Origin of the sequence: Pseudomonas palmensis (assembly GCF_049942755.1) — a bacterium.
GTDB classification, from domain to species: domain Bacteria; phylum Pseudomonadota; class Gammaproteobacteria; order Pseudomonadales; family Pseudomonadaceae; genus Aquipseudomonas; species Aquipseudomonas palmensis.
In genome coordinates, this window is record NZ_CP187958.1 from 4,140,058 (window position 1) to 4,158,990 (window position 18,933).

Annotated in this window: 16 protein-coding genes; 10 read left to right on the plus strand and 6 right to left on the minus strand. The window is 62.7% G+C overall.

Going from position 1 to position 18,933, the window contains the following annotated elements; all coding sequences use genetic code 11:
• Positions 1-26: 26 nt before the first annotated feature.
• Genes ACPRTJ_RS19225 through ACPRTJ_RS19235 form a run of 3 tightly spaced genes read left to right on the plus strand, consistent with a single transcriptional unit; the run spans position 27 to position 2,581 of the window.
• Positions 27-809 (plus strand): heme/hemin ABC transporter substrate-binding protein, encoded by a 783-nt coding sequence (locus ACPRTJ_RS19225; protein ID WP_054915287.1) that lies wholly within the window; start codon positions 27-29, stop codon positions 807-809.
• On the plus strand, positions 806-1,816 hold the full coding sequence (locus ACPRTJ_RS19230) for a FecCD family ABC transporter permease (RefSeq protein ID WP_054915286.1): 1,011 nt from the start codon (positions 806-808) through the stop codon (positions 1,814-1,816). The genes ACPRTJ_RS19225 and ACPRTJ_RS19230 overlap by 4 nt, the downstream gene beginning before the upstream one ends.
• Entirely contained in the window at positions 1,817-2,581 is a 765-nt protein-coding gene (locus ACPRTJ_RS19235; RefSeq protein ID WP_058541308.1) for an ATP-binding cassette domain-containing protein, read from the plus strand.
• Positions 2,582-2,594: 13 nt separating this feature from the next.
• Here ACPRTJ_RS19235 and ACPRTJ_RS19240 read toward each other — a convergent pair whose 3' ends face one another.
• The 3 genes from ACPRTJ_RS19240 to ACPRTJ_RS19250 form a co-directional block, all read right to left on the minus strand.
• Entirely contained in the window at positions 2,595-3,542 is a 948-nt protein-coding gene (locus ACPRTJ_RS19240; protein WP_426427181.1) for a FecR domain-containing protein, read from the minus strand.
• Positions 3,539-4,057: a sigma-70 family RNA polymerase sigma factor gene (locus ACPRTJ_RS19245; RefSeq protein ID WP_426427182.1), complete on the minus strand. Its 519-nt coding sequence runs from the start codon at positions 4,055-4,057 to the stop codon at positions 3,539-3,541. Before ACPRTJ_RS19245 ends, ACPRTJ_RS19240 begins: the two co-directional genes overlap by 4 nt.
• A gap of 143 nt (positions 4,058-4,200) precedes the next feature.
• Positions 4,201-6,030: an SLC13 family permease gene (locus tag ACPRTJ_RS19250; protein ID WP_282361303.1), complete on the minus strand. Its 1,830-nt coding sequence runs from the start codon at positions 6,028-6,030 to the stop codon at positions 4,201-4,203.
• Between the two features lie 226 nt (positions 6,031-6,256).
• Between ACPRTJ_RS19250 and ACPRTJ_RS19255 the strand changes: the two genes are divergently transcribed.
• From ACPRTJ_RS19255 to ACPRTJ_RS19285, 7 genes are all read left to right on the plus strand, one after another.
• A complete protein-coding gene (locus tag ACPRTJ_RS19255; protein ID WP_229589432.1) occupies positions 6,257-6,562 on the plus strand; it encodes a DUF6388 family protein in 306 nt (101 codons plus the stop codon).
• 263 nt (positions 6,563-6,825) lie between these two features.
• On the plus strand, positions 6,826-8,136 hold the full coding sequence (tig, locus tag ACPRTJ_RS19260) for a trigger factor (protein WP_043864494.1): 1,311 nt from the start codon (positions 6,826-6,828) through the stop codon (positions 8,134-8,136).
• A gap of 91 nt (positions 8,137-8,227) precedes the next feature.
• A complete protein-coding gene (clpP, locus tag ACPRTJ_RS19265; protein ID WP_043864493.1) occupies positions 8,228-8,863 on the plus strand; it encodes an ATP-dependent Clp endopeptidase proteolytic subunit ClpP in 636 nt (211 codons plus the stop codon).
• Between the two features lie 105 nt (positions 8,864-8,968).
• Complete coding sequence (gene clpX / locus ACPRTJ_RS19270) at positions 8,969-10,252, plus strand: ATP-dependent Clp protease ATP-binding subunit ClpX (RefSeq protein ID WP_043864492.1); 1,284 nt, start codon at positions 8,969-8,971, stop codon at positions 10,250-10,252.
• A 152-nt stretch (positions 10,253-10,404) separates the two neighbouring features.
• Entirely contained in the window at positions 10,405-12,801 is a 2,397-nt protein-coding gene (gene lon, locus ACPRTJ_RS19275; RefSeq protein ID WP_043864491.1) for an endopeptidase La, read from the plus strand.
• A 146-nt stretch (positions 12,802-12,947) separates the two neighbouring features.
• Entirely contained in the window at positions 12,948-13,220 is a 273-nt protein-coding gene (locus ACPRTJ_RS19280; protein ID WP_003183171.1) for an HU family DNA-binding protein, read from the plus strand.
• Between the two features lie 196 nt (positions 13,221-13,416).
• Positions 13,417-15,288 (plus strand): SurA N-terminal domain-containing protein, encoded by a 1,872-nt coding sequence (locus ACPRTJ_RS19285; RefSeq protein WP_054915281.1) that lies wholly within the window; start codon positions 13,417-13,419, stop codon positions 15,286-15,288.
• A gap of 200 nt (positions 15,289-15,488) precedes the next feature.
• On the opposite strand, the gene fabI is transcribed toward ACPRTJ_RS19285, so the two are convergent.
• From fabI to ACPRTJ_RS19300, 3 genes are read right to left on the minus strand one after another with little or no spacing between them, the layout of a single operon-like run.
• The gene (fabI, locus tag ACPRTJ_RS19290; protein WP_043864489.1) at positions 15,489-16,283 is read right to left on the minus strand and encodes an enoyl-ACP reductase FabI; all 795 of its coding nucleotides are present in this window, start codon (positions 16,281-16,283) and stop codon (positions 15,489-15,491) included.
• Positions 16,284-16,301: 18 nt separating this feature from the next.
• Positions 16,302-17,912 carry an ABC transporter ATP-binding protein gene (locus tag ACPRTJ_RS19295; protein ID WP_043864488.1) on the minus strand — a complete coding sequence of 537 codons (1,611 nt, stop codon included), beginning with the start codon at positions 17,910-17,912 and terminating at the stop codon, positions 16,302-16,304.
• A gap of 1 nt (position 17,913) precedes the next feature.
• Complete coding sequence (locus ACPRTJ_RS19300) at positions 17,914-18,933, minus strand: ABC transporter permease (protein ID WP_043864487.1); 1,020 nt, start codon at positions 18,931-18,933, stop codon at positions 17,914-17,916.

Sequence of the window (18,933 nt, forward strand, 5' to 3'; positions counted from 1 at the left end):
TGCTTCTTTTAATAGGTACAGCGCCCGTGCATGCCGATCAGGCCGACACATTGGTCATCGGCAACGACCTGGCCGAGATTGCCGCGCAGTTGCAGGCCACTTCGCGGTTGGTGGGGCGTGACGATTCCAGTCACTACCCACCCGAAGTGGCTCGCCTGCCGTCGGTGGGCTATCTGCGCCAGTTGTCGTCCGAAGGCATCCTGAGCCTGCATCCGCGGCGGGTGGTGCTCAGCGATGCGGCGCGTCCGGCCGTGGTGCTGCGCCAGCTGGATACCGTGGGCGTCGAGGTCATCGAAGTGCCCAGGGGCAAGCGCATCGCCGATATCCCACGCAAGATAGAACAGGTGGCCAAGGCCTTCGACCGTGAAGCCCTGAGCCCGCCGCTGGTTGCAGAGCAGCAACGTCTGGCCGCCGAGCTGGCTGCACTGGCGCCGCTCAAGGGCCCCAGGGCGCTGTTCATCTTCAATCGAGCGGGCATGATCCCGCTGATCATGGGGCGCGGCACCGAAGCCCATGCCGCACTGGAGCAGGCGGGCATCGAGAACTGCGCGCCGTTCAGTGCCTACAAGCAGGTGGCGGCCGAAGCGATGGTGTCGCTTGCACCGGATTTCGTGATCATCAGCCGCGCCGGGTTGCAGGCCCTTGGCGGCGAGGACAACCTGTGGAAGCTCGGCGGCCTGGCGCTGACCCCGGCCGGTCAGCACCGGCGCCTGGTGCAGGTGGACGATCAGGCGCTGCTCAACCTGGGCCCACGCACCGTGGCGGCCATGCTGCAACTGCGCCGTGATGCCGGGGCGCTGTTCCCATGACGCGCTCGCACACCCGCTCATTGCCGACGCTGTTGCTGATGCTGGCCGGCCTGTGCGCCTTGCTGGCGCTGTGTTCGCTGGTGGGCAGCATCGGCCTGTCGCCGCGCATCCTGCTGGGCCATCTGCCCGCGCCGCTGGAATGGCAAGTGTGGAGCGAGGTACGCCTGCCGCGGCTGCTGCTGGCGGTGCTGGTGGGCTCGACCCTGGCAGCAGGCGGCACCGCCATGCAGGGGCTGTTTCGCAACCCGCTGGCCGACCCCACGCTGCTGGGCCAGGCCAGCGGTGCGGGGTTGGCGGTGTCGATCTGGATCGTGCTGTTCAATGGGCGTTTTGCCGGCCTGGAGCTGTATGGGCAGTTTCTGGCCGGGTTTGTCGGGGCGTTGCTGGTAACGCTGGTGATCTTCCGCATCGGGCGCGGCTACAAAGGTCGTGAATCGACCATCACCCTGCTGTTGGCCGGCCTGGTGATCAATACCCTGACCGGCGCGGTGGGCGGCATGCTGACCTTCATGGCCAGCGAAGAACAGTTGCGCCAATTGAGCCTGTGGGGCATGGGCAGCCTGGGCAGTGCCGAGTGGTCGACCCTGAGCGTAGCGCTGGTGGTGTTGCCGTTGACCTTGCTGGTGCTGGTGCGCAGCGCCGCCGACCTGGACCTGTTCCAGTTGGGTGAGGTGTCTGCCCATGCGGCGGGGCTCAATGCCGAGCGCCTGAAAAATCGCATTGTGCTGGCCTCCTCGCTGGGCGTGGGCCTGTGCGTCGCACTCACCGGCATCATCGGCTTCATCGGCCTGCTGGTGCCGCACTGCCTGCGCCTGTACTTCGGGCCGGGCCACCGTCTGCTGATTCCGGCCTCGATGCTGTGCGGGGCGATTCTGCTGCTGCTTGCCGACACCCTGGCGCGCAGCCTGGTCAGCCCTGCCGAGATTCCGGTCGGCCTGGTCACCAGCGTGATCGGCGGGCCGTACTTTCTCTGGTTGTTGCTGGGCCGCAAGGTCCGGGAGTTCTGAATGCTCGATCTTCTCGCTGTCGGCCTGCATCGGCCATTTGCCCTCAGCCCGGTCACCGAGGCCATACAGGGCGGCCAGCTACTGGGGCTGATCGGCCCCAACGGCGCAGGCAAAAGCACATTGTTGTCGCTGATCTCCGGCTATATCACGCCCGACTGCGGCGAAGTGCGGCTGCTCGATCAGCCGTTGAGCGCCTATTCGCCGCGCCAGCTGGCGCGCAACCGCGCCCTGGTCACCCAGCACATGGACAGTGCGTTCGACTGGCAGGTCGGCGAATTCATCCAGCTGGGCCAGGGGCATGCCGGGTTGCCGTGCGCCGGCATCGTCGAGGCCATGGACATCACTCATCTGCTCGACCGCGGCGTGCTGTCGCTGTCGGGCGGCGAGTTGCAGCGGGTGACCATCGCCCGCGCGCTGAACCAGTTGGCCATCAGCCCTGCGGGCCCCACCGAGGGCCAGGCGCCGCGCCTGCTGCTGCTCGACGAGCCCACCAGCGCGCTGGATATCGGCCAGCAGCAGAATCTGATGCGCCTGTTGCGCCGGCTGGCCCGCGTGCCACATATCGCGGTGGTGTGCGTGCTGCATGACCTCAACCTGGCGGCGCGCTACTGCGACCGGCTGTGGCTGATGGAAAAGGGCCGGTTGTGCGCCAGCGGGACCCCCGCACAGGTACTGAATGCACATACCATCGAGACGGTGTTCGGGGCTCAGGTCAGTGTAACGGCGGGGCCCGGCCACGCGGTGGGCATCGAGTTGGCGTGCTGAATGGCCAGTTCCCTCAGCGGGCGCTGACCGTGACCCAGTAGCGCGAGCGCCGGTTGATGCTGACCGGCAGCGACTGGGTCAGCGCGTCGAGTACCGCATCGCTGTCGGCCAGCGGGTAGACCCCCGAGATGCGCAAGTCGGCCACTTCACTGGCGCAGCGCAACAGGCCGGGGCGATAGCGCGACAGTTCGGCGATGAAGTGTCCCAGGCGCATGTCGTCGGCCTCCAGTGCACCTACGCCCCATGAAGGCTCGCGGCCCACCCGGGTGCTGTCGTCGATGCGCATGGCAGTAAAGCGTGTGCGCTCACCGGCACTGAGCCGCTGTGGCGTGGTGTGCAGCGGGCTGAGTTTCAGCGCGCCTTCGAACAGTTGCACATCGGTGCGCTCGGGCTGCACCTGCACCACGAACCGGGTGCCCAGCGCGAGGACGCTGCCCTGGGCGGTCTTCACGCTGAAGGGGCGTTGCGCGTCATCATGCCCGGTACTGATCAGCAGCCGCCCACTGCGCAGGTGCAGGGTGCGCTGGGTGGGGGTGAAGTCCACCTCCACCGTGCTGTCGGCATCCAGGGTCAGTTGGCTGCCATCGGCCAGGGTGATGTGTCGAGGGGCGCTGGCGCCATTGTGGTAGGCCAGGGCCGCACCGCTGCGCCAGGGCTCGCGGTAGGCCAGGCCGCCGGTGCCGCCGGCCAGGGCAAGCAGCAGCAATGCCTTGACCACCCGCCGACGACTGCTGCCGCCGTGACTGAGGCTGCGGTAGCCGGCGGTGGGCTCCAGCCCGGCCAGGCGACCGCGCAGGCTTTCTATATGCAGCCAGGCGCGTTCGTTGTCCGGGTCGGCGGCGCGCCAGCGTGCAAAGGCCTGGGCCTGCTCGGGCGGCAGGTCGCCGTCCATCCACAGGGTCAGCCAGTGGGCAGCCTCACGGGTGGTGCGGGGCTTGAAGGCCGGTTGCGGTGTGCTCATGGCAGTTGCGCAAAAAAACAGTGCTGGTTGGCGCGCACCAGGTACAGCTTCACCGAGCGAGTGCTGACTTGCAGGCGCTCGGCGATCTCGGCGATTTTCAGACCCTGCAGGTGCGACAGCAGAAACGCTTCGCGGACCTTGGCCGGCAGTTCGTCGAGCAGCCTGTCCAGCAGGGTCAGGGCTTCAAGGGCCAGGGTGCGCACCTCGGGCGAGGGCTCCACGGCTTCGGGCAGGTTGGCCAGCGCTTCGAGATAGGCCTGCTCCACCAGTCGGCGCCGGTGTACGTTCGCCATCAGGCGCCGCGCCACGGTGGACAGGAACGAGCGCGGCTCGCGGATGCTGAACAGGTCCTTGGAGGCCAGGATGCTCAGGAACGTGTCCTGGGCCAGGTCAGCCGCCGACTCCGGGCAACCCGTACGGTTGCGCAGCCATTGGCGTAGCCAGCGATGGTGATCGGTGTACAGCGTCTGCAGGTACGCATGGGCGCTGGCAGGGGCGTGTGGGCTGGATTCCATCGAGTGCGATCGGTGCAGGGCTGATGAGGCTGCGGAGTATAACGAGATTATTTCTCAAATGATAATTGTTATTGTTAGTGGGTTGTGGCCGCCAAACCGGCTCCTGCAGGAGCCGGCATGGCCGGCGAAGGCAGCACCGCCGTCTACAGAGCAAAAATCCACGGCACCATCACCACGCTCACAATCATCACCAGGATCGTGAACGGTACCCCCACCTTCACAAAGTCGGCGAAGCGATACTGCCCCGGCCCCAGCACCAGGGTGTTCACCGGCGACGACACCGGCGTCATGAACGCGGCGGATGCGGCCAGCGCCACGATCATGGCGAACGGGTAGGGCGATGCGCCCAGTTGCTGTGCGGTGGTGATCGCAACCGGCGCCATCAGTACCGCTGTTGCGGTGTTGGAAATGAACAGCCCGATCAGCGCCGTGATCGCAAACAGCGTGGCGAGGATCACGTAGGGCCCGGCACCGCCCAGCACGCCCACCAGGCCGTCCACCGCCAGGGCGATGCCTCCGGTTTTCTGCAACGCCAGGGCAAAGGGCAGCATGCCCACGATCAGTATCAGGCTCTGCCAGTGGATCGCCCGGTAGGCGCTCTCCATGTCGATGCAGCGGCTGGCGCCCATCAGCAGGCAGCCGATCAGCGCGGCGATCACGTTGGGCACCAGGCCGCTGATCATCAGGCCCACCATCACCGCCAGGCTGATCAGCGCATAAGGCGCCTGATTCAGGGCCGGGGCCACGTTGTCCACTTCCGCCGGCAGGCTCAGCACCAGAAAGTCCCGCGGTTGCGTCTGCAGCTGGCGAATCGCCTTCCAGGTGCCGATCACCAGCAGGGTGTCGCCCAGCTTGAGCTTTTCTTCCACCAGTTGCTCGTCGATGGCCGCCTGGTCGCGACGCAGGCCCACCACGTTCAGCCCCCAGCGGCTGCGGAACGTCAGCTCCAGCAGGTTCTTGCCGATCAACTGCGAGCCCGGTGGCAGCGCCACTTCGGCCATGCCCACTTCGCGCGACTGGTCGATGAAGTAGGCGGCCTTGAAGTGCAGAGGCTCCAGGCGCATGGTCTGGCACAGGTTGCGCAGGTCGTCCTTGGGCGAGAACAGGTCAAGCAGCAGCACGTCGCCCTCGTGCACCAGGGTACTGGAGTCGGGGCTGATCACGCGGGTGCTGAACTTGTGCTGGCGCTCGATGCCGACCACGTTGGCACCGTGCTCGGTGCGCAGCTTCAGCTCGCTCAGGCTGTGGCCGATCAGCGGCGAATGGGGCCTGACCCGCAGGCGTCGTTCACGCCCGGCCAGCTTGTAGTCGATGATCAGGTCGAGCAGGGTGCGGCGGGTTTCGGTGCTGCCGTCCTTGCGCGTCGCGCTGCCCAGCCAGTTGCGCGTCAGCAGCATGTAGCCCACCCCCAGCACCAGGATCACCAGGCCGAAAGGGGTGAAGCTGAAAAAGCTGAAACCGGTTTCACCGTGGCGTACCAGCTCGCTGTGCACCACCACGTTGGGAGGCGTGGCCACCAGGCTGAGCATGCCGCTGATCAGCCCGGCGAAGGCCAGTGGCATCATCAGGCGGCTGGGCGACACCTTCATGCGTGCGGCGATGCTCAGCACTACCGGGATGAAGATCGCCACCACGCCGGTCGAACTCATCACCGAGCCCAGGCCTGCCACCGACACCATCAGCAGCACGATCAGGCGAGTTTCGCTGTTGCCGGCGCGTTCGGCCATCCACTCGCCGATGCGGTAGGCGATACCGGTGCGCACCAGCCCTTCGCCGATCACGAACAGCGCGGCAATCAGCACCACGTTGGGGTCGCTGAAGCCGGCCAGGGCTTCCTGCACGCTCAGGATGCCGAGCAGGGGCAGGGCGACGATCACCAGCAGCGCCACCACGTCCATGCGCGGGCGATTGATGACAAACAGCGCGACGGCGCTGAACAGCAGGCCAAGGACCCAGAACAATTCGTGATTCATGCAGGTATCCGAAAAGAAGACGCCGGTGAGTCTGGCAGAAACCGGGCGGCCGTTTGTTGATTTGCTGCAGCGCTTGGGTGGCACAGGGCCAGATGTTAAGGTGCGCGGCATTCTGCTGTTCACCTGTCGCCGATGTCACCCTGGCTAGTGACAAATAAGCCAAAGCTGATAGATTTCAGGCGGTTGAAGCAGTGGCCGGGTTATCGGCCGCAGGAAGGAATGCACCATGATTGCAAAAGAATCACGCCAGGCGGTCGCGCTAGAGCGGTTTGCCCAGGCAAACCCGCAGTTGCTCGAAGAGATAGCCGGGCTCAATGCCCACGAGCAACAGCAGCAGATCCAGTGGGCGTTCGATGACCAGGCGCAGGAGCGTGGCCTTCAATCCTGGGAATTGACCCTGGAGTTGATTGCCGAGTCGCCCGAACAACTGCGCGAGATGCGTCTTGAAGTGCACCGCGAAGTGGCCGAGACATTGGGCCTGAGCTGGCAGGAATACTGCGAGTTCAACGAAATTGAAGATGCTGCGCCCTGAGGCGCGGTAGTGTGTTGAAAAGTTTCTGTTCCATAGCCTCCTCTGGGCATCGGGATGCCCGCCGGTCAGGCCGCAACGCCTTCAACGGCGGGTTCCGGCGCCCAGGTAAGAGGCTTCGGGGCAGTTGTGCGAAATTCAAATGTGCCGCGGCCTGTTCTCCTTGATTTGAACGGGGTGACTTCTGGTGTTTGAGTCACTAGAATGCTTGCCCTTGATTCTGGAGTCGGTATCGCCGGCTAACGTCTGTGCAACGAGGAATATCCATGCAAGTTTCTGTTGAAAATACTTCCGCTCTCGAGCGCCGCATGAGCGTCACCGTGCCGGCTGAGCGTATCGAGAGCCAGGTCAACAAGCGTCTGCAGCAGACCGCCCAAAAGGCCAAGATCGCTGGCTTCCGTCCAGGCAAAGTTCCAATGAGCGAAATCAAGCGCCGTTTCGGTGCTGACGCTCGCCAGGAAGCAGTAGGCGATGTGATCCAGTCCTCCTTCTACGAAGCCGTGGTCGAGCAGAAGCTGAACCCGGCCGGTTCGCCGTCGATCGAGCCGAAGTCGCTCGAAGCGGGCAAGGACCTGGAATACGTTGCCGTCTTCGAAGTGTTCCCTGAGTTCACCGTTGCCGGTTTCGAGTCGATCAACGTCGAGCGCCTGAGCGCCGAAGTGGCTGACGCCGACCTGGACAACATGCTGGAAGTGCTGCGCAAGCAGAACGTTCGCTTTGAAGCGACCGACCGTGCTGCCCAGAACGAAGACCAGCTGAACATCGATTTCGTCGGCAAGGTCGACGGTGAAGTGTTCGCCGGTGGTTCGGCCCAGGGCACCCAGCTGGTGCTGGGGTCCGGCCGCATGATCCCAGGCTTCGAAGAAGGTCTGGTCGGCGCCAAGGCCGGTGAAGAGCGCGTTCTGAACCTGACCTTCCCCGAGGACTATCAGAACCTGGACCTGGCTGGCAAAGCCGCCGAGTTCACCGTTACCGTCAACAGCGTTTCCGAGCCAAAACTGCCTGAGCTGACCGAAGAGTTCTTCGCCCAGTTCGGCATCAAGGAAACCGGCATCGAAGGCTTCCGCACCGAAGTTCGCAAGAACATGGAGCGTGAACTGCGCCAGGCCATCAAGACCAAGGTCAAGAACCAGGTAATGGACGGCCTGCTGGCTGCCAACCCGATCGAAGTGCCAAAGGCCCTGCTGGAAAACGAAGTGAACCGTCTGCGCGTGCAGGCCGTTCAGCAGTTCGGTGGCAACATCAAGCCTGAGCAACTGCCGGCCGAGCTGTTCGAAGAGCAAGCCAAGCGCCGCGTCGTGCTGGGCCTGATCGTCGCCGAAGTGGTCAAGCAGTTCGACCTCAAGCCAGACGAAGACCGCGTTCGCGAAATGATCCAGGAAATGGCCTCGGCCTACCAGGAGCCTGAGCAAGTCGTGGCGTGGTACTACAAGAACGACCAGCAGCTGAACGAAGTCCGTTCGGTTGTGCTGGAAGAACAAGTTGTGGATACTGTTCTGCAGAAAGCGACTGTGACCGACAAATCGGTCTCTTACGAAGAAGCTGTCAAGCCGGTGCAGGCACCTGCCGCTGACTGATTTCCTTCTCTTGTAGGAAAACACCACAAGCCAGCCTTCGAGCTGGCTTGTGCGTATTCAAGACATGACTATTTGGGAGTGAGTGCAGGACATGTCCCGCAATTCTTATTATCAGCAGAGCTCTGACATCCAGGCCGCAGGCGGCCTGGTCCCGATGGTTATCGAGCAATCCGCTCGTGGCGAACGCGCCTATGACATCTACTCGCGCCTGTTGAAGGAGCGGGTGATCTTTCTGGTCGGCCCGGTAGAGGACTACATGGCCAACCTGATCGCAGCGCAATTGCTGTTCCTTGAAGCGGAAAACCCGGACAAGGACATCCATCTCTACATCAACTCGCCGGGTGGTTCGGTGACAGCAGGCATGTCGATCTACGACACCATGCAGTTCATCAAGCCCGACGTTTCCACCACCTGCATCGGCCAGGCGTGCTCCATGGGCGCGTTCCTGCTGGCTGCCGGTGCCCATGGCAAGCGTTTCTGCCTGCCGAACTCGCGGGTGATGATTCACCAGCCGCTGGGTGGCTTCCAGGGTCAGGCCTCGGATATCGAGATCCACGCCAAGGAAATCCTGCAGATCCGTTCGCGTCTGAACGAGCTGCTGGCCCATCACACCGGGCAGGACCTCGAAACCATCGAGCGTGACACCAACCGCGACAACTTCATGAGCGCCGAGCGTGCTGCCGAATACGGCCTGATCGACTCGGTGCTCCACAAGCGGCCTGTTTGATAGGCAGCCAAGCGGGTGGGCGGGCCCTCCCGCCACCTGTGGACTTGAAAAAGCCCGCAATTGCCTTCATCTTGTGTTGCAAGCCTACCGGATTGGATCGATCGAATGACTGACACCCGTAACGGCGAGGACAACGGCAAATTGCTCTATTGCTCCTTCTGCGGCAAAAGCCAGCATGAAGTACGCAAGTTGATTGCCGGCCCCTCGGTCTTTATCTGCGACGAGTGCGTCGACCTGTGCAACGACATCATCCGTGAGGAGGTGCAGGAAGCCCAGGCCGAGAGCAGCGCGCATAAATTGCCTTCGCCGAAAGAAATCAGCGGCATCCTGGACCAGTACGTCATTGGTCAGGAGCGCGCGAAAAAAGTCTTGGCCGTAGCGGTGTACAACCACTACAAGCGCCTGAACCAACGTGACAAGAAGAACGACGATGTCGAGCTCGGCAAGAGCAACATCCTGCTGATCGGACCGACGGGCTCGGGTAAGACCCTGCTCGCCGAAACCCTCGCGCGTCTGTTGAATGTGCCGTTCACCATTGCCGATGCCACCACGCTGACCGAAGCGGGTTATGTCGGTGAAGATGTCGAGAACATCATTCAGAAACTGCTGCAGAAGTGCGACTACGACGTGGAAAAGGCCCAGATGGGCATTGTCTACATCGACGAAATCGACAAGATCTCGCGCAAGTCGGACAACCCGTCCATCACCCGTGACGTTTCGGGCGAAGGCGTGCAGCAGGCATTGCTCAAGCTGATCGAGGGCACGGTTGCCTCGGTACCGCCGCAAGGTGGCCGCAAGCACCCGCAGCAGGAGTTCCTGCAGGTCGATACGCGCAACATCCTGTTCATTTGCGGCGGTGCGTTCTCGGGCCTCGAAAAGGTCATCCAGAACCGTTCCACCCGCGGTGGCATCGGCTTTGGTGCGGAAGTTCGCAGCAAGGAAGAAGGCAAGAAGGTTGGCGAGTCGCTGCGTGAAGTCGAGCCGGACGATCTGGTCAAGTTTGGCCTGATTCCCGAGTTCGTCGGCCGCCTGCCGGTACTGGCAACCCTCGACGAGCTCGACGAGGCTGCACTGATGCAGATCCTCACCGAGCCGAAGAACGCCTTGACCAAGCAATACGGCAAGCTGTTCGAGATGGAAGGCGTCGACCTGGAGTTCCGCAGCGATGCGCTCAAGTCGGTGGCCCGCAAGGCACTGGAGCGCAAGACCGGTGCCCGTGGCCTGCGTTCGATTCTCGAAGGCATCCTGCTCGACACCATGTACGAGATTCCTTCGCAGAAGGATGTCAGCAAGGTGGTGATCGACGAGAGCGTCATCGATGGCTCGTCCAAGCCGCTGTTGATCTACGAGAACAGCGAGCCGCAAGCCAAGGCTGCACCCGACGCCTGAGTCGGGTGACGGCAGCAAACCAGCAAGGGGCCTACGGGCCCCTTTGCTTTTCCTGTCGCAGAGCTTGTTTTTTTGCGGGCCTGCCCCCACATTAACTCCATGCTCAAATTTCCATCGGATTACGGCCATAAGGCCGCTGTAGAGGCGAAATCATGAAGACAACCCTCGACTTGCCTCTTTTGCCATTGCGCGATGTCGTCGTTTACCCGCACATGGTCATCCCGCTGTTCGTGGGGCGTGAAAAGTCCATCGAGGCCCTCGAGGCCGCGATGACGGGCGAGAAGCAGATCCTCCTGCTGGCCCAGAAGAATCCAGCTGATGACGATCCAGGTGAAGATGCCCTGTACCGTGTCGGCACCATCGCAACCGTACTGCAACTGCTCAAACTGCCCGATGGCACCGTCAAGGTGCTGGTCGAGGGCGAGCAGCGCGGTGCGGTTGAGCGCTTTGTCGAAGTCGACGGGCATATTCGCGCCGATGTGGCGCTGATCGACGAAGTCGAGGCCGCCGATCGCGAGTCCGAAGTCTTCGTGCGCAGCCTGCTGTCGCAATTCGAACAGTATGTGCAGCTGGGCAAGAAGGTCCCCGCTGAAGTCCTCTCGTCGCTCAACAGCATCGACGAGCCGGGGCGCCTGGTCGACACCATGGCCGCCCACATGGCCCTGAAGATCGAGCAGAAGCAGGAAATTCTCGAAATCATCGACCTGGGCGCCCGGGTCGAGCACGTCCTGGCCTTGCTGGATGCCGAAATCGACCTGTTGCAGGTCGAGAAGCGCATCCGTGGTCGGGTCAAGAAGCAGATGGAGCGCAGCCAGCGCGAGTACTACCTGAATGAGCAGATGAAGGCCATTCAGAAAGAGCTCGGCGACAGCGACGAAGGCCACAACGAAGTCGAAGAGCTGAAAAAGCGCCTCGACGCTGCCGGCCTGCCCAAGGATGCCTACGCCAAGGCCCAGGCCGAGCTGAACAAGCTCAAGCAGATGTCGCCGATGTCGGCTGAAGCCACCGTGGTGCGCTCGTACCTCGACTGGCTGGTGCAGGTGCCGTGGAAGGCGCAGAGCAAGGTGCGCCTTGACCTGGCCAAGGCCGAAGAGATCCTGGATGCCGACCACTATGGCCTGGACGAGGTCAAGGAACGCATCCTCGAATACCTCGCCGTGCAAAAGCGCGTGAAGAAGATCCGCGGCCCGGTACTGTGCCTGGTCGGCCCGCCGGGTGTGGGCAAGACCTCCCTGGCCGAATCCATTGCCAGCGCCACCAATCGCAAGTTCGTGCGCATGGCCCTGGGTGGCGTGCGTGACGAGGCAGAAATTCGCGGTCACCGCCGTACCTACATCGGTTCGATGCCAGGTCGCCTGATCCAGAAGATGACCAAGGTGGGTGTGCGCAACCCGCTGTTCCTGCTCGATGAAATCGACAAGATGGGCAGCGACATGCGTGGCGACCCGGCCTCGGCACTGCTCGAAGTGCTCGACCCCGAGCAGAACCACAACTTCAACGATCACTATCTGGAGGTCGATTACGACCTGTCGGACGTGATGTTCCTGTGCACCTCCAACTCGATGAATATCCCGCCGGCGCTGCTCGACCGGATGGAAGTGATTCGTCTGCCGGGGTACACCGAAGACGAGAAGATCAACATTGCGGTCAAGTACCTCTCGCCCAAGCAGATCAAGGCCAACGGCCTGAAGAAGGGCGAGCTGGAGATCGACACTGCCGCCATCCGCGACATCATCCGCTACTACACTCGCGAAGCCGGTGTGCGGGGCCTGGAGCGCCAGATCGCCAAGATCTGCCGCAAGGTCGTCAAGGAACATGCCGGGCTCAAGCAGGTGGCCGTCAAGGTCGATGGTGACAACCTCGAGCATTACCTGGGCGTTCGCAAGTTCCGCTACGGCCTGGCCGAGCAGCAGGACCAGGTAGGGCAGGTAACCGGCCTGGCGTGGACCCAGGTGGGCGGCGAGCTGCTGACCATCGAGGCCGCGGTGATTCCGGGCAAGGGTCAACTGATCAAGACCGGTTCGCTGGGCGATGTGATGGTCGAGTCGATCACTGCCGCGCAGACCGTGGTGCGCAGCCGTGCACGCAGCCTGGGGATCCCGGCCGACTTCCACGAGAAGCGCGACACCCACATTCACATGCCGGAAGGGGCTACCCCCAAGGACGGCCCGAGCGCTGGCATCGGCATGTGCACTGCACTGGTGTCGGCCCTGACCGGGATTCCGGTGCGCGCCGATGTGGCCATGACCGGGGAAATCACCCTGCGTGGCCAGGTGCTGGCCATTGGCGGTTTGAAGGAAAAACTGCTGGCAGCACACCGCGGCGGGATCAAGACCGTGATCATTCCAGAAGAGAATGTGCGCGACCTGAAGGAAATTCCTGACAATATTAAACAGGATCTTCAGATTAAACCTGTCAAATGGATTGACGAAGTCCTCCAAATTGCGCTGCAATACGCCCCGGAGCCCTTGCCAGATGTGGCTCCCGAGATTGTCGCCAAGGATGAAAAGCGCGACAGCGATTCCAAGGAACGAATCAGTACCCATTAGTACGTATTTGGCTGGGGGGCCTCCACGACGTTAATTCGGGCCCTTGTTATAAAGCGGCGCCCACTTGTCGGTGGGCCACCCGGCAATCGTTTTGCTTTTCATTACATACTTAGAAACAAACTCAAATAGAGATAAGGGGACTTAGAGTGAACAAGTCGGAACTGATTGACGCTATTGCCGCATCTGCTGATATCCCGAAAGCTGCTGCCGGCCGTGCGCTGGACGCAGTCATCGAATCCGTCACCGGCGCCCTGAAAGCCGGTGATTCCGTGGTGCTGGTCGGTTTCGGTACCTTCTCGGTAACCGATCGTCCTGCCCGTACCGGTCGCAACCCGCAAACCGGCAAGACTCTGGAAATTCCTGCTGCCAAGAAGCCAGGCTTCAAGGCCGGCAAAGCACTGAAAGAAGCCGTCAACTAAGGCGTCTCTTTCAGGCTTCGCCTAACCGGGTCGGGTTTCGCCTGGCCTGGTAGCGCAGCACGGGGAATCGCAAAAACAGATTCCCGTGTGCTTCGCCAGTTACGAGAAGGCGCATCCTCGGATGCGCCTTTCTTCTATCAGGACTCTACCCACGCTCCGCGGTTGTTTATTTAGTACGGCCGTTTCTGGGGGACGCATGCTTCAAAATATCAGGGACAATTCACAAGGTTGGATTGCCAAGACCATCATCGGTGTCATCGTGGCCTTGATGGCGCTGACCGGCTTCGATGCCATCTTCCAGGCCACCACCCATAGCCAGGACGCTGCCAAGGTCAATGGCGACACCATCAGCCAGAATGAGCTGAGCCAGGCTGTCGACATGCAACGTCGGCAACTGATGCAACAGCTGGGCAAGGATTTCGACGCCTCCCTGCTGGATGAAAAAATGCTGCGTGAAGCAGCACTCAAGGGCCTCATCGAGCGCAAGCTGCTGCTCCAGGGCGCCAAGGATGCCAAGTTCAGCTTCTCCGAAGCCGCGCTTGACCAGGTCATCCTGCAAACGCCGGAGTTCCAGGTTGACGGCAAGTTCAGCCCCGAGCGTTTCGACCAGGTGATTCGTCAGCTGGGCTACGGTCGCCTGCAGTTCCGCGACATGCTGGCGCAGGAAATGCTGATCGGCCAACTGCGTGCTGGCCTGGCCGGCAGCGGTTTTGTTACCGATTCGCAGGTCGAGGCATTTGCCCGCCTGGAGAAGCAGACCCGTGATTTCGCTTCGCTGACCTTCAAGGCCGACCCGGCCGCGGTCAAGGTCACCGACGAAGAGATCAAGGCGCACTACGACGAGCACGCCAAGGAGTTCATGAGCCCCGATCAGGTGGTCATCGACTACATTGAGCTGAAGAAGGCCGCGTTCTTCGACCAGGTCAAGGTCGACGACGAGGCGCTCCAGGCGCTGTACCAGAAGGAAATCGCCAACCTGGCCGAGCAGCGTCATGCCGCGCACATCCTTATCGAAGTCAACGACAAGCTTGACGATGCCCAGGCCAAGGCCCGCATCGAAGAGATCAAGCAGCGTCTGGACAAAGGCGAAGACTTTGCCAAGCTGGCCAAGGAGTTCTCCCAGGACCCGGGCTCTGCCGCCACGGGTGGTGACCTGGGCTATGCCGGCCAGGGCGTCTACGACCCGGCCTTCGAAGAGGCGCTGTATGCGCTGAACAAGGGCCAGGTATCGGCGCCGGTGCGTACCGACTTCGGTTGGCACCTGATCAAGCTGCTGGATGTGCAGGCACCTGAAGTGCCGACCTTCGCCAGCCTGAAAGACAAGCTGACCCGCGAGCTCAAGACCCAGCAGGTCGAACAGCGCTTCGTCGAAGTGACCAAGCAGCTGGAGGACTCGGCGTTCGAAGCCTCCGACCTGGCCCAGCCGGCCCAGGAGCTTGGCCTGAAGCTGAACACTTCGGCGCCGTTCGGCCGTGAAGGTGGCGATGGCATCACGGCCAACCGTGCGGTGATCCAGGCGGCGTTCAGCCCGGAAGTGCTGGAAGAGGGTGCCAACAGCACCGCCATCGAGCTGGACCCGGAGACGGTCGTGGTCATCCGTGTCAAGGAGCACCGCAAGCCTGAGCAACTGCCGCTGGAAGTGGTGAGCGACAGCATTCGCAAGCACCTGGCCAGGGAGCACGCCAGTGCGGCGGCCAAGGCCAAGGGCGAGGCGCTGATCGCCGGCCTGCGCGACGGCAAGGTCGAACTGGCAGCCAGCCAGGAAGGGCAGAGCTGGAAGGTCCAGGAAGCGGTCACACGCAACCAGGAGGCCATCGACCCGGCCGAGCTGCAGGCGGTGTTCCGCATGAGCAAGCCGCAAGCCAAGGACAAGCCGACCTTCGGTAGCGTCACCTTGAACGACGGCAGCTTTGTGGTCCTGCGCCTGAACGGCGTCAACGAAGGTGCTGCGGCAAGTGACGAAGAGAAGGCGGCCTACCGTCGCTTCCTGGCGTCGCGTGCTGGCCAGCAGGACTTCGCTGCGTACCGCAAGCAGTTGGAAGAGAAGGCGGACATCACCCGTTACTGAGTGATGCTGCTGTAAACGGAAAGGGCCGCTGATGCGGCCCTTTCTGTTTTTGTGTTGGTTGTACGGGGGGGGGGCGTTCGCCGGCAAGGCCGGCTGCTACAGGGATCGCAACCTCTTCAGGAGCCGGCCTTGCCGGCGAATAGCCAGATCCCGGACAAAAGAAAAGGCCGCATCAGCGGCCTTTTCCCATCCTGCCAACCTTATTCGGTAAGGTCGCCCATGGCGGTAGTGTTGAAGCCACCGTCCACGTACATGATTTCACCGCTCACGCCCGACGCCAGGTCCGAGCAGAGGAACGCGCCGGCGTTGCCGACTTCGTCGATGGTGACGTTGCGACGCAGCGGGGTCTGCGCTTCGTTGGCGTCCAGCATCTTGCGGAAGTTCTTGATACCCGAGGCTGCCAGGGTACGGATCGGGCCGGCCGAAACGGCGTTCACACGAGTGCCTTCCGGGCCCAGGCTGCGCGCCAGGTAGCGCACGCCGGCTTCCAGGCTGGCCTTGGCCATGCCCATCACGTTGTAGTTGGGCATGGTGCGCTCGGCGCCCAGGTACGACAGGGTCAGCAGGCTGCCATTGCGGCCCTTCATCATGTCGCGACCGGCCTTGGCCAGGGCCACGAAGCTGTAGGCGCTGATGTCGTGGGCAATGCGGAAGCCATCACGGGTGGTGGCCTGGGTGAAGTCGCCGTCGAGCTGGTCGCCCGGCGCGAAGCCTACGGAGTGCACGATGCAGTCCAGGCCGTCCCACTTCTTGCTCAGTTCTTCGAAGACCTTGGCGATTTCTTCATCGCTGGCAACGTCACAGGGGAAGCACAGCTCAGGGCTGGAGCCCCAGCCAGCGGCAAACTCTTCGACGCGGCCCTTGAGCTTTTCGTTCTGGTAGGTGAAGGCAAGTTCTGCACCCTCGCGATGCATGGCGGCAGCGATGCCGGATGCGATGGACAGTTTGCTTGCGACACCGACGATCAGTACGCGCTTACCGGCGAGAAAACCCATGTGTTGTTCCTCTTCAGGTTAATCGACAGCTGTGGGGGCCAAAAAGGCGGCTTCCAGCAGCTGCTGTGTATAGGGATGTTGCGGGGCGCTGAAAATACCCGTAGCCGGACCTTGTTCCACCACCTTGCCCTGCTTGACCACCATCAACTGGTGGCTGAGCGCCTTGACCACCGCCAGGTCATGGCTGATGAACAAGTAGGTCAGGTTGTACTTGGTCTGCAGCGTACGCAGCAGTTCCACCACCTGGCGCTGAACGGTCCGGTCGAGCGCCGAAGTGGGCTCGTCCAGCAGTATCAGCGCCGGTTTCAATACCAGTGCCCGGGCAATGGCAATACGTTGTCGCTGGCCACCGGAGAACTCGTGAGGGTAGCGGTGCCGGGTTTGCGGATCCAGTCCTACTTCCTCTAGCGCCTCCATGATCGCCTGTTCCTGCTCTGCCTCCGTGCCAATCCGATGAATGCGCAGGCCCTCTCCGACGATATCGCTCACGCTCATGCGCGGGCTCAGGCTGCCGAAGGGGTCCTGGAACACCACCTGCATCTGGCGGCGCAACGGCCGCACCTGTTGCTGGGTCAGGCCGTCCAGCGCCTGGCCTTCAAAGCGTATCGCGCCCTGGCTGCCGATCAACCGCAGGATCGCCAGGCCCAGGGTAGACTTGCCGGAACCACTCTCGCCCACGATGCCCAGGGTCTGGCCCTGGGGCAGGCTGAAGTTGATGCCGTCCACCGCCTTGACGTGGTCCACGGTCTTGCGCAGCAGGCCCTTCTTGATCGGGAACCACACGCGCAGGTCCTCGACCTCGAGCAGCGGCGGGCCCACCGGGTTGTCGGCAGGCTTGCCGCTGGGCTCGGCACCGAGCAGCATTTGCGTGTACGGATGCTGCGGGGCACGGAACAATTCGTCACACGACGCCTGTTCGACGATGCAACCGCGCTGCATGACACATACGCGGTGGGCAATTCTTTTCACCAGGTTCAAATCGTGACTGATCAGTAGCAGCGCCATGCCCAGGCGCGCCTGCAGATCCTTGAGCAATTCGAGGATTTTCAGCTGCACGGTGACGTCCAGCGCGGTGGTCGGTTCGTCGGCGATCAGCAGCTCCGGCTCGTTGGCCAGGGCCATGGCGATCATCACCCGCTGGCGTTGACCGCCCGACAGCTCGTGGGGCAGGGCCTTGAGGCGCTTGACCGGGTCGGGAATGCCCACCAGTTCCAGCAGCTCCAGGGTGCGCTCGGTGGCCGCCTTCCCGCGCAGGCCCTTGTGCAGCATGAGAATCTCGTTGATCTGCTTCTCGATGTTGTGCAGCGGGTTGAGCGAGGTCATCGGCTCCTGGAAGATCATCGCGATGCGGTTGCCGCGAATGCGCCGCATCTGTTTTTCTTCCAGCTTGAGCAGGTCCTGGCCTTCGTAGGTGATGCTGCCGCTGGGGTGGCGGGCCAGCGGGTAGGGCAGCAGGCGCAGGATGGAGTGCGCGGTCACCGACTTGCCCGAGCCGCTTTCGCCCACCAGTGCCAATGTCTCGCCACGACGGATGTCGAAGCTGATGCCTTCGACCACGCGTTGCTGCTGCGCCCCGGTGACGAACTCCACCGACAGGTCGCGCACTTCGATCAAGGTGTCGTTGCTCATCTCATTTCCTCGGGTCGAAGGCATCGCGGGCGGACTCGCCGATGAACACCAGCAGGCTGAGCATCAGTGCCAGTACCGCGAAGGCGCTCATGCCCAGCCACGGCGCCTGCAGGTTGGACTTGCCCTGGGCCACCAGCTCGCCCAGCGACGGCGCGCCCGGTGGCAGGCCGAAGCCGAGAAAATCCAGCGCCGTGAGGGTGCCGATGGCGCCGGTCAGGATGAACGGCAAAAAGGTCATGGTCGAGACCATCGCGTTGGGCAGGATGTGCCGGTACATGATCGCGCCGTTCTGCATGCCCAGCGCCCGCGCAGCGCGCACGTATTCCAGGTTGCGCCCGCGCAGGAACTCGGCGCGCACCACGTCCACCAGGCTCATCCACGAGAACAGCAGCATGATGCCCAGCAGCCACCAGAAGTTGGGCTGCACGAAACTGGCCAGGATGATCAGCAGGTACAGCACCGGCAACCCCGACCAGATCTCCAGAAAGCGCTGCCCGGCCAGGTCGACCCAGCCGCCATAGAAGCCCTGCAGGGCGCCTGCGATCACCCCGATGATGGAGCTGAACACCGTCAGCGTCAGGGCGAACAGCACCGAGATGCGAAAACCGTAGATCACCCGCGCCAGCACGTCGCGGCCCTGGTCGTCGGTGCCCAGCAGGTTCTGCGCCGAGGGCGGAGCCGGGGCGGGCACCTTCAGGTCGTAGTTGATGCTCTGGTAGCTGAACGGGATCGGTGCCCACAGCACCCAGCTGTCCTTGGCTGCCAGCAACTCGCGGATGTACGGGCTCTTGTAGTTGGCCTCCAGCGGGAACTCGCCGCCGAAGGTGGTCTCGGGGTAGCGCTTGAGGGCGGGGAAGTACCATTCGCCGTCGTAACGCACCGCCAGCGGCTTGTCGTTGGCGATCAGCTCGGCGCCCAGGCTCAGCCCGAACAGGATCAGGAACAGCCACAGCGACCACCAGCCACGGCGGTTGGCCTTGAAGCGTTCGAAGCGGCGGCGGTTGAGAGGGGATAGGGTCAT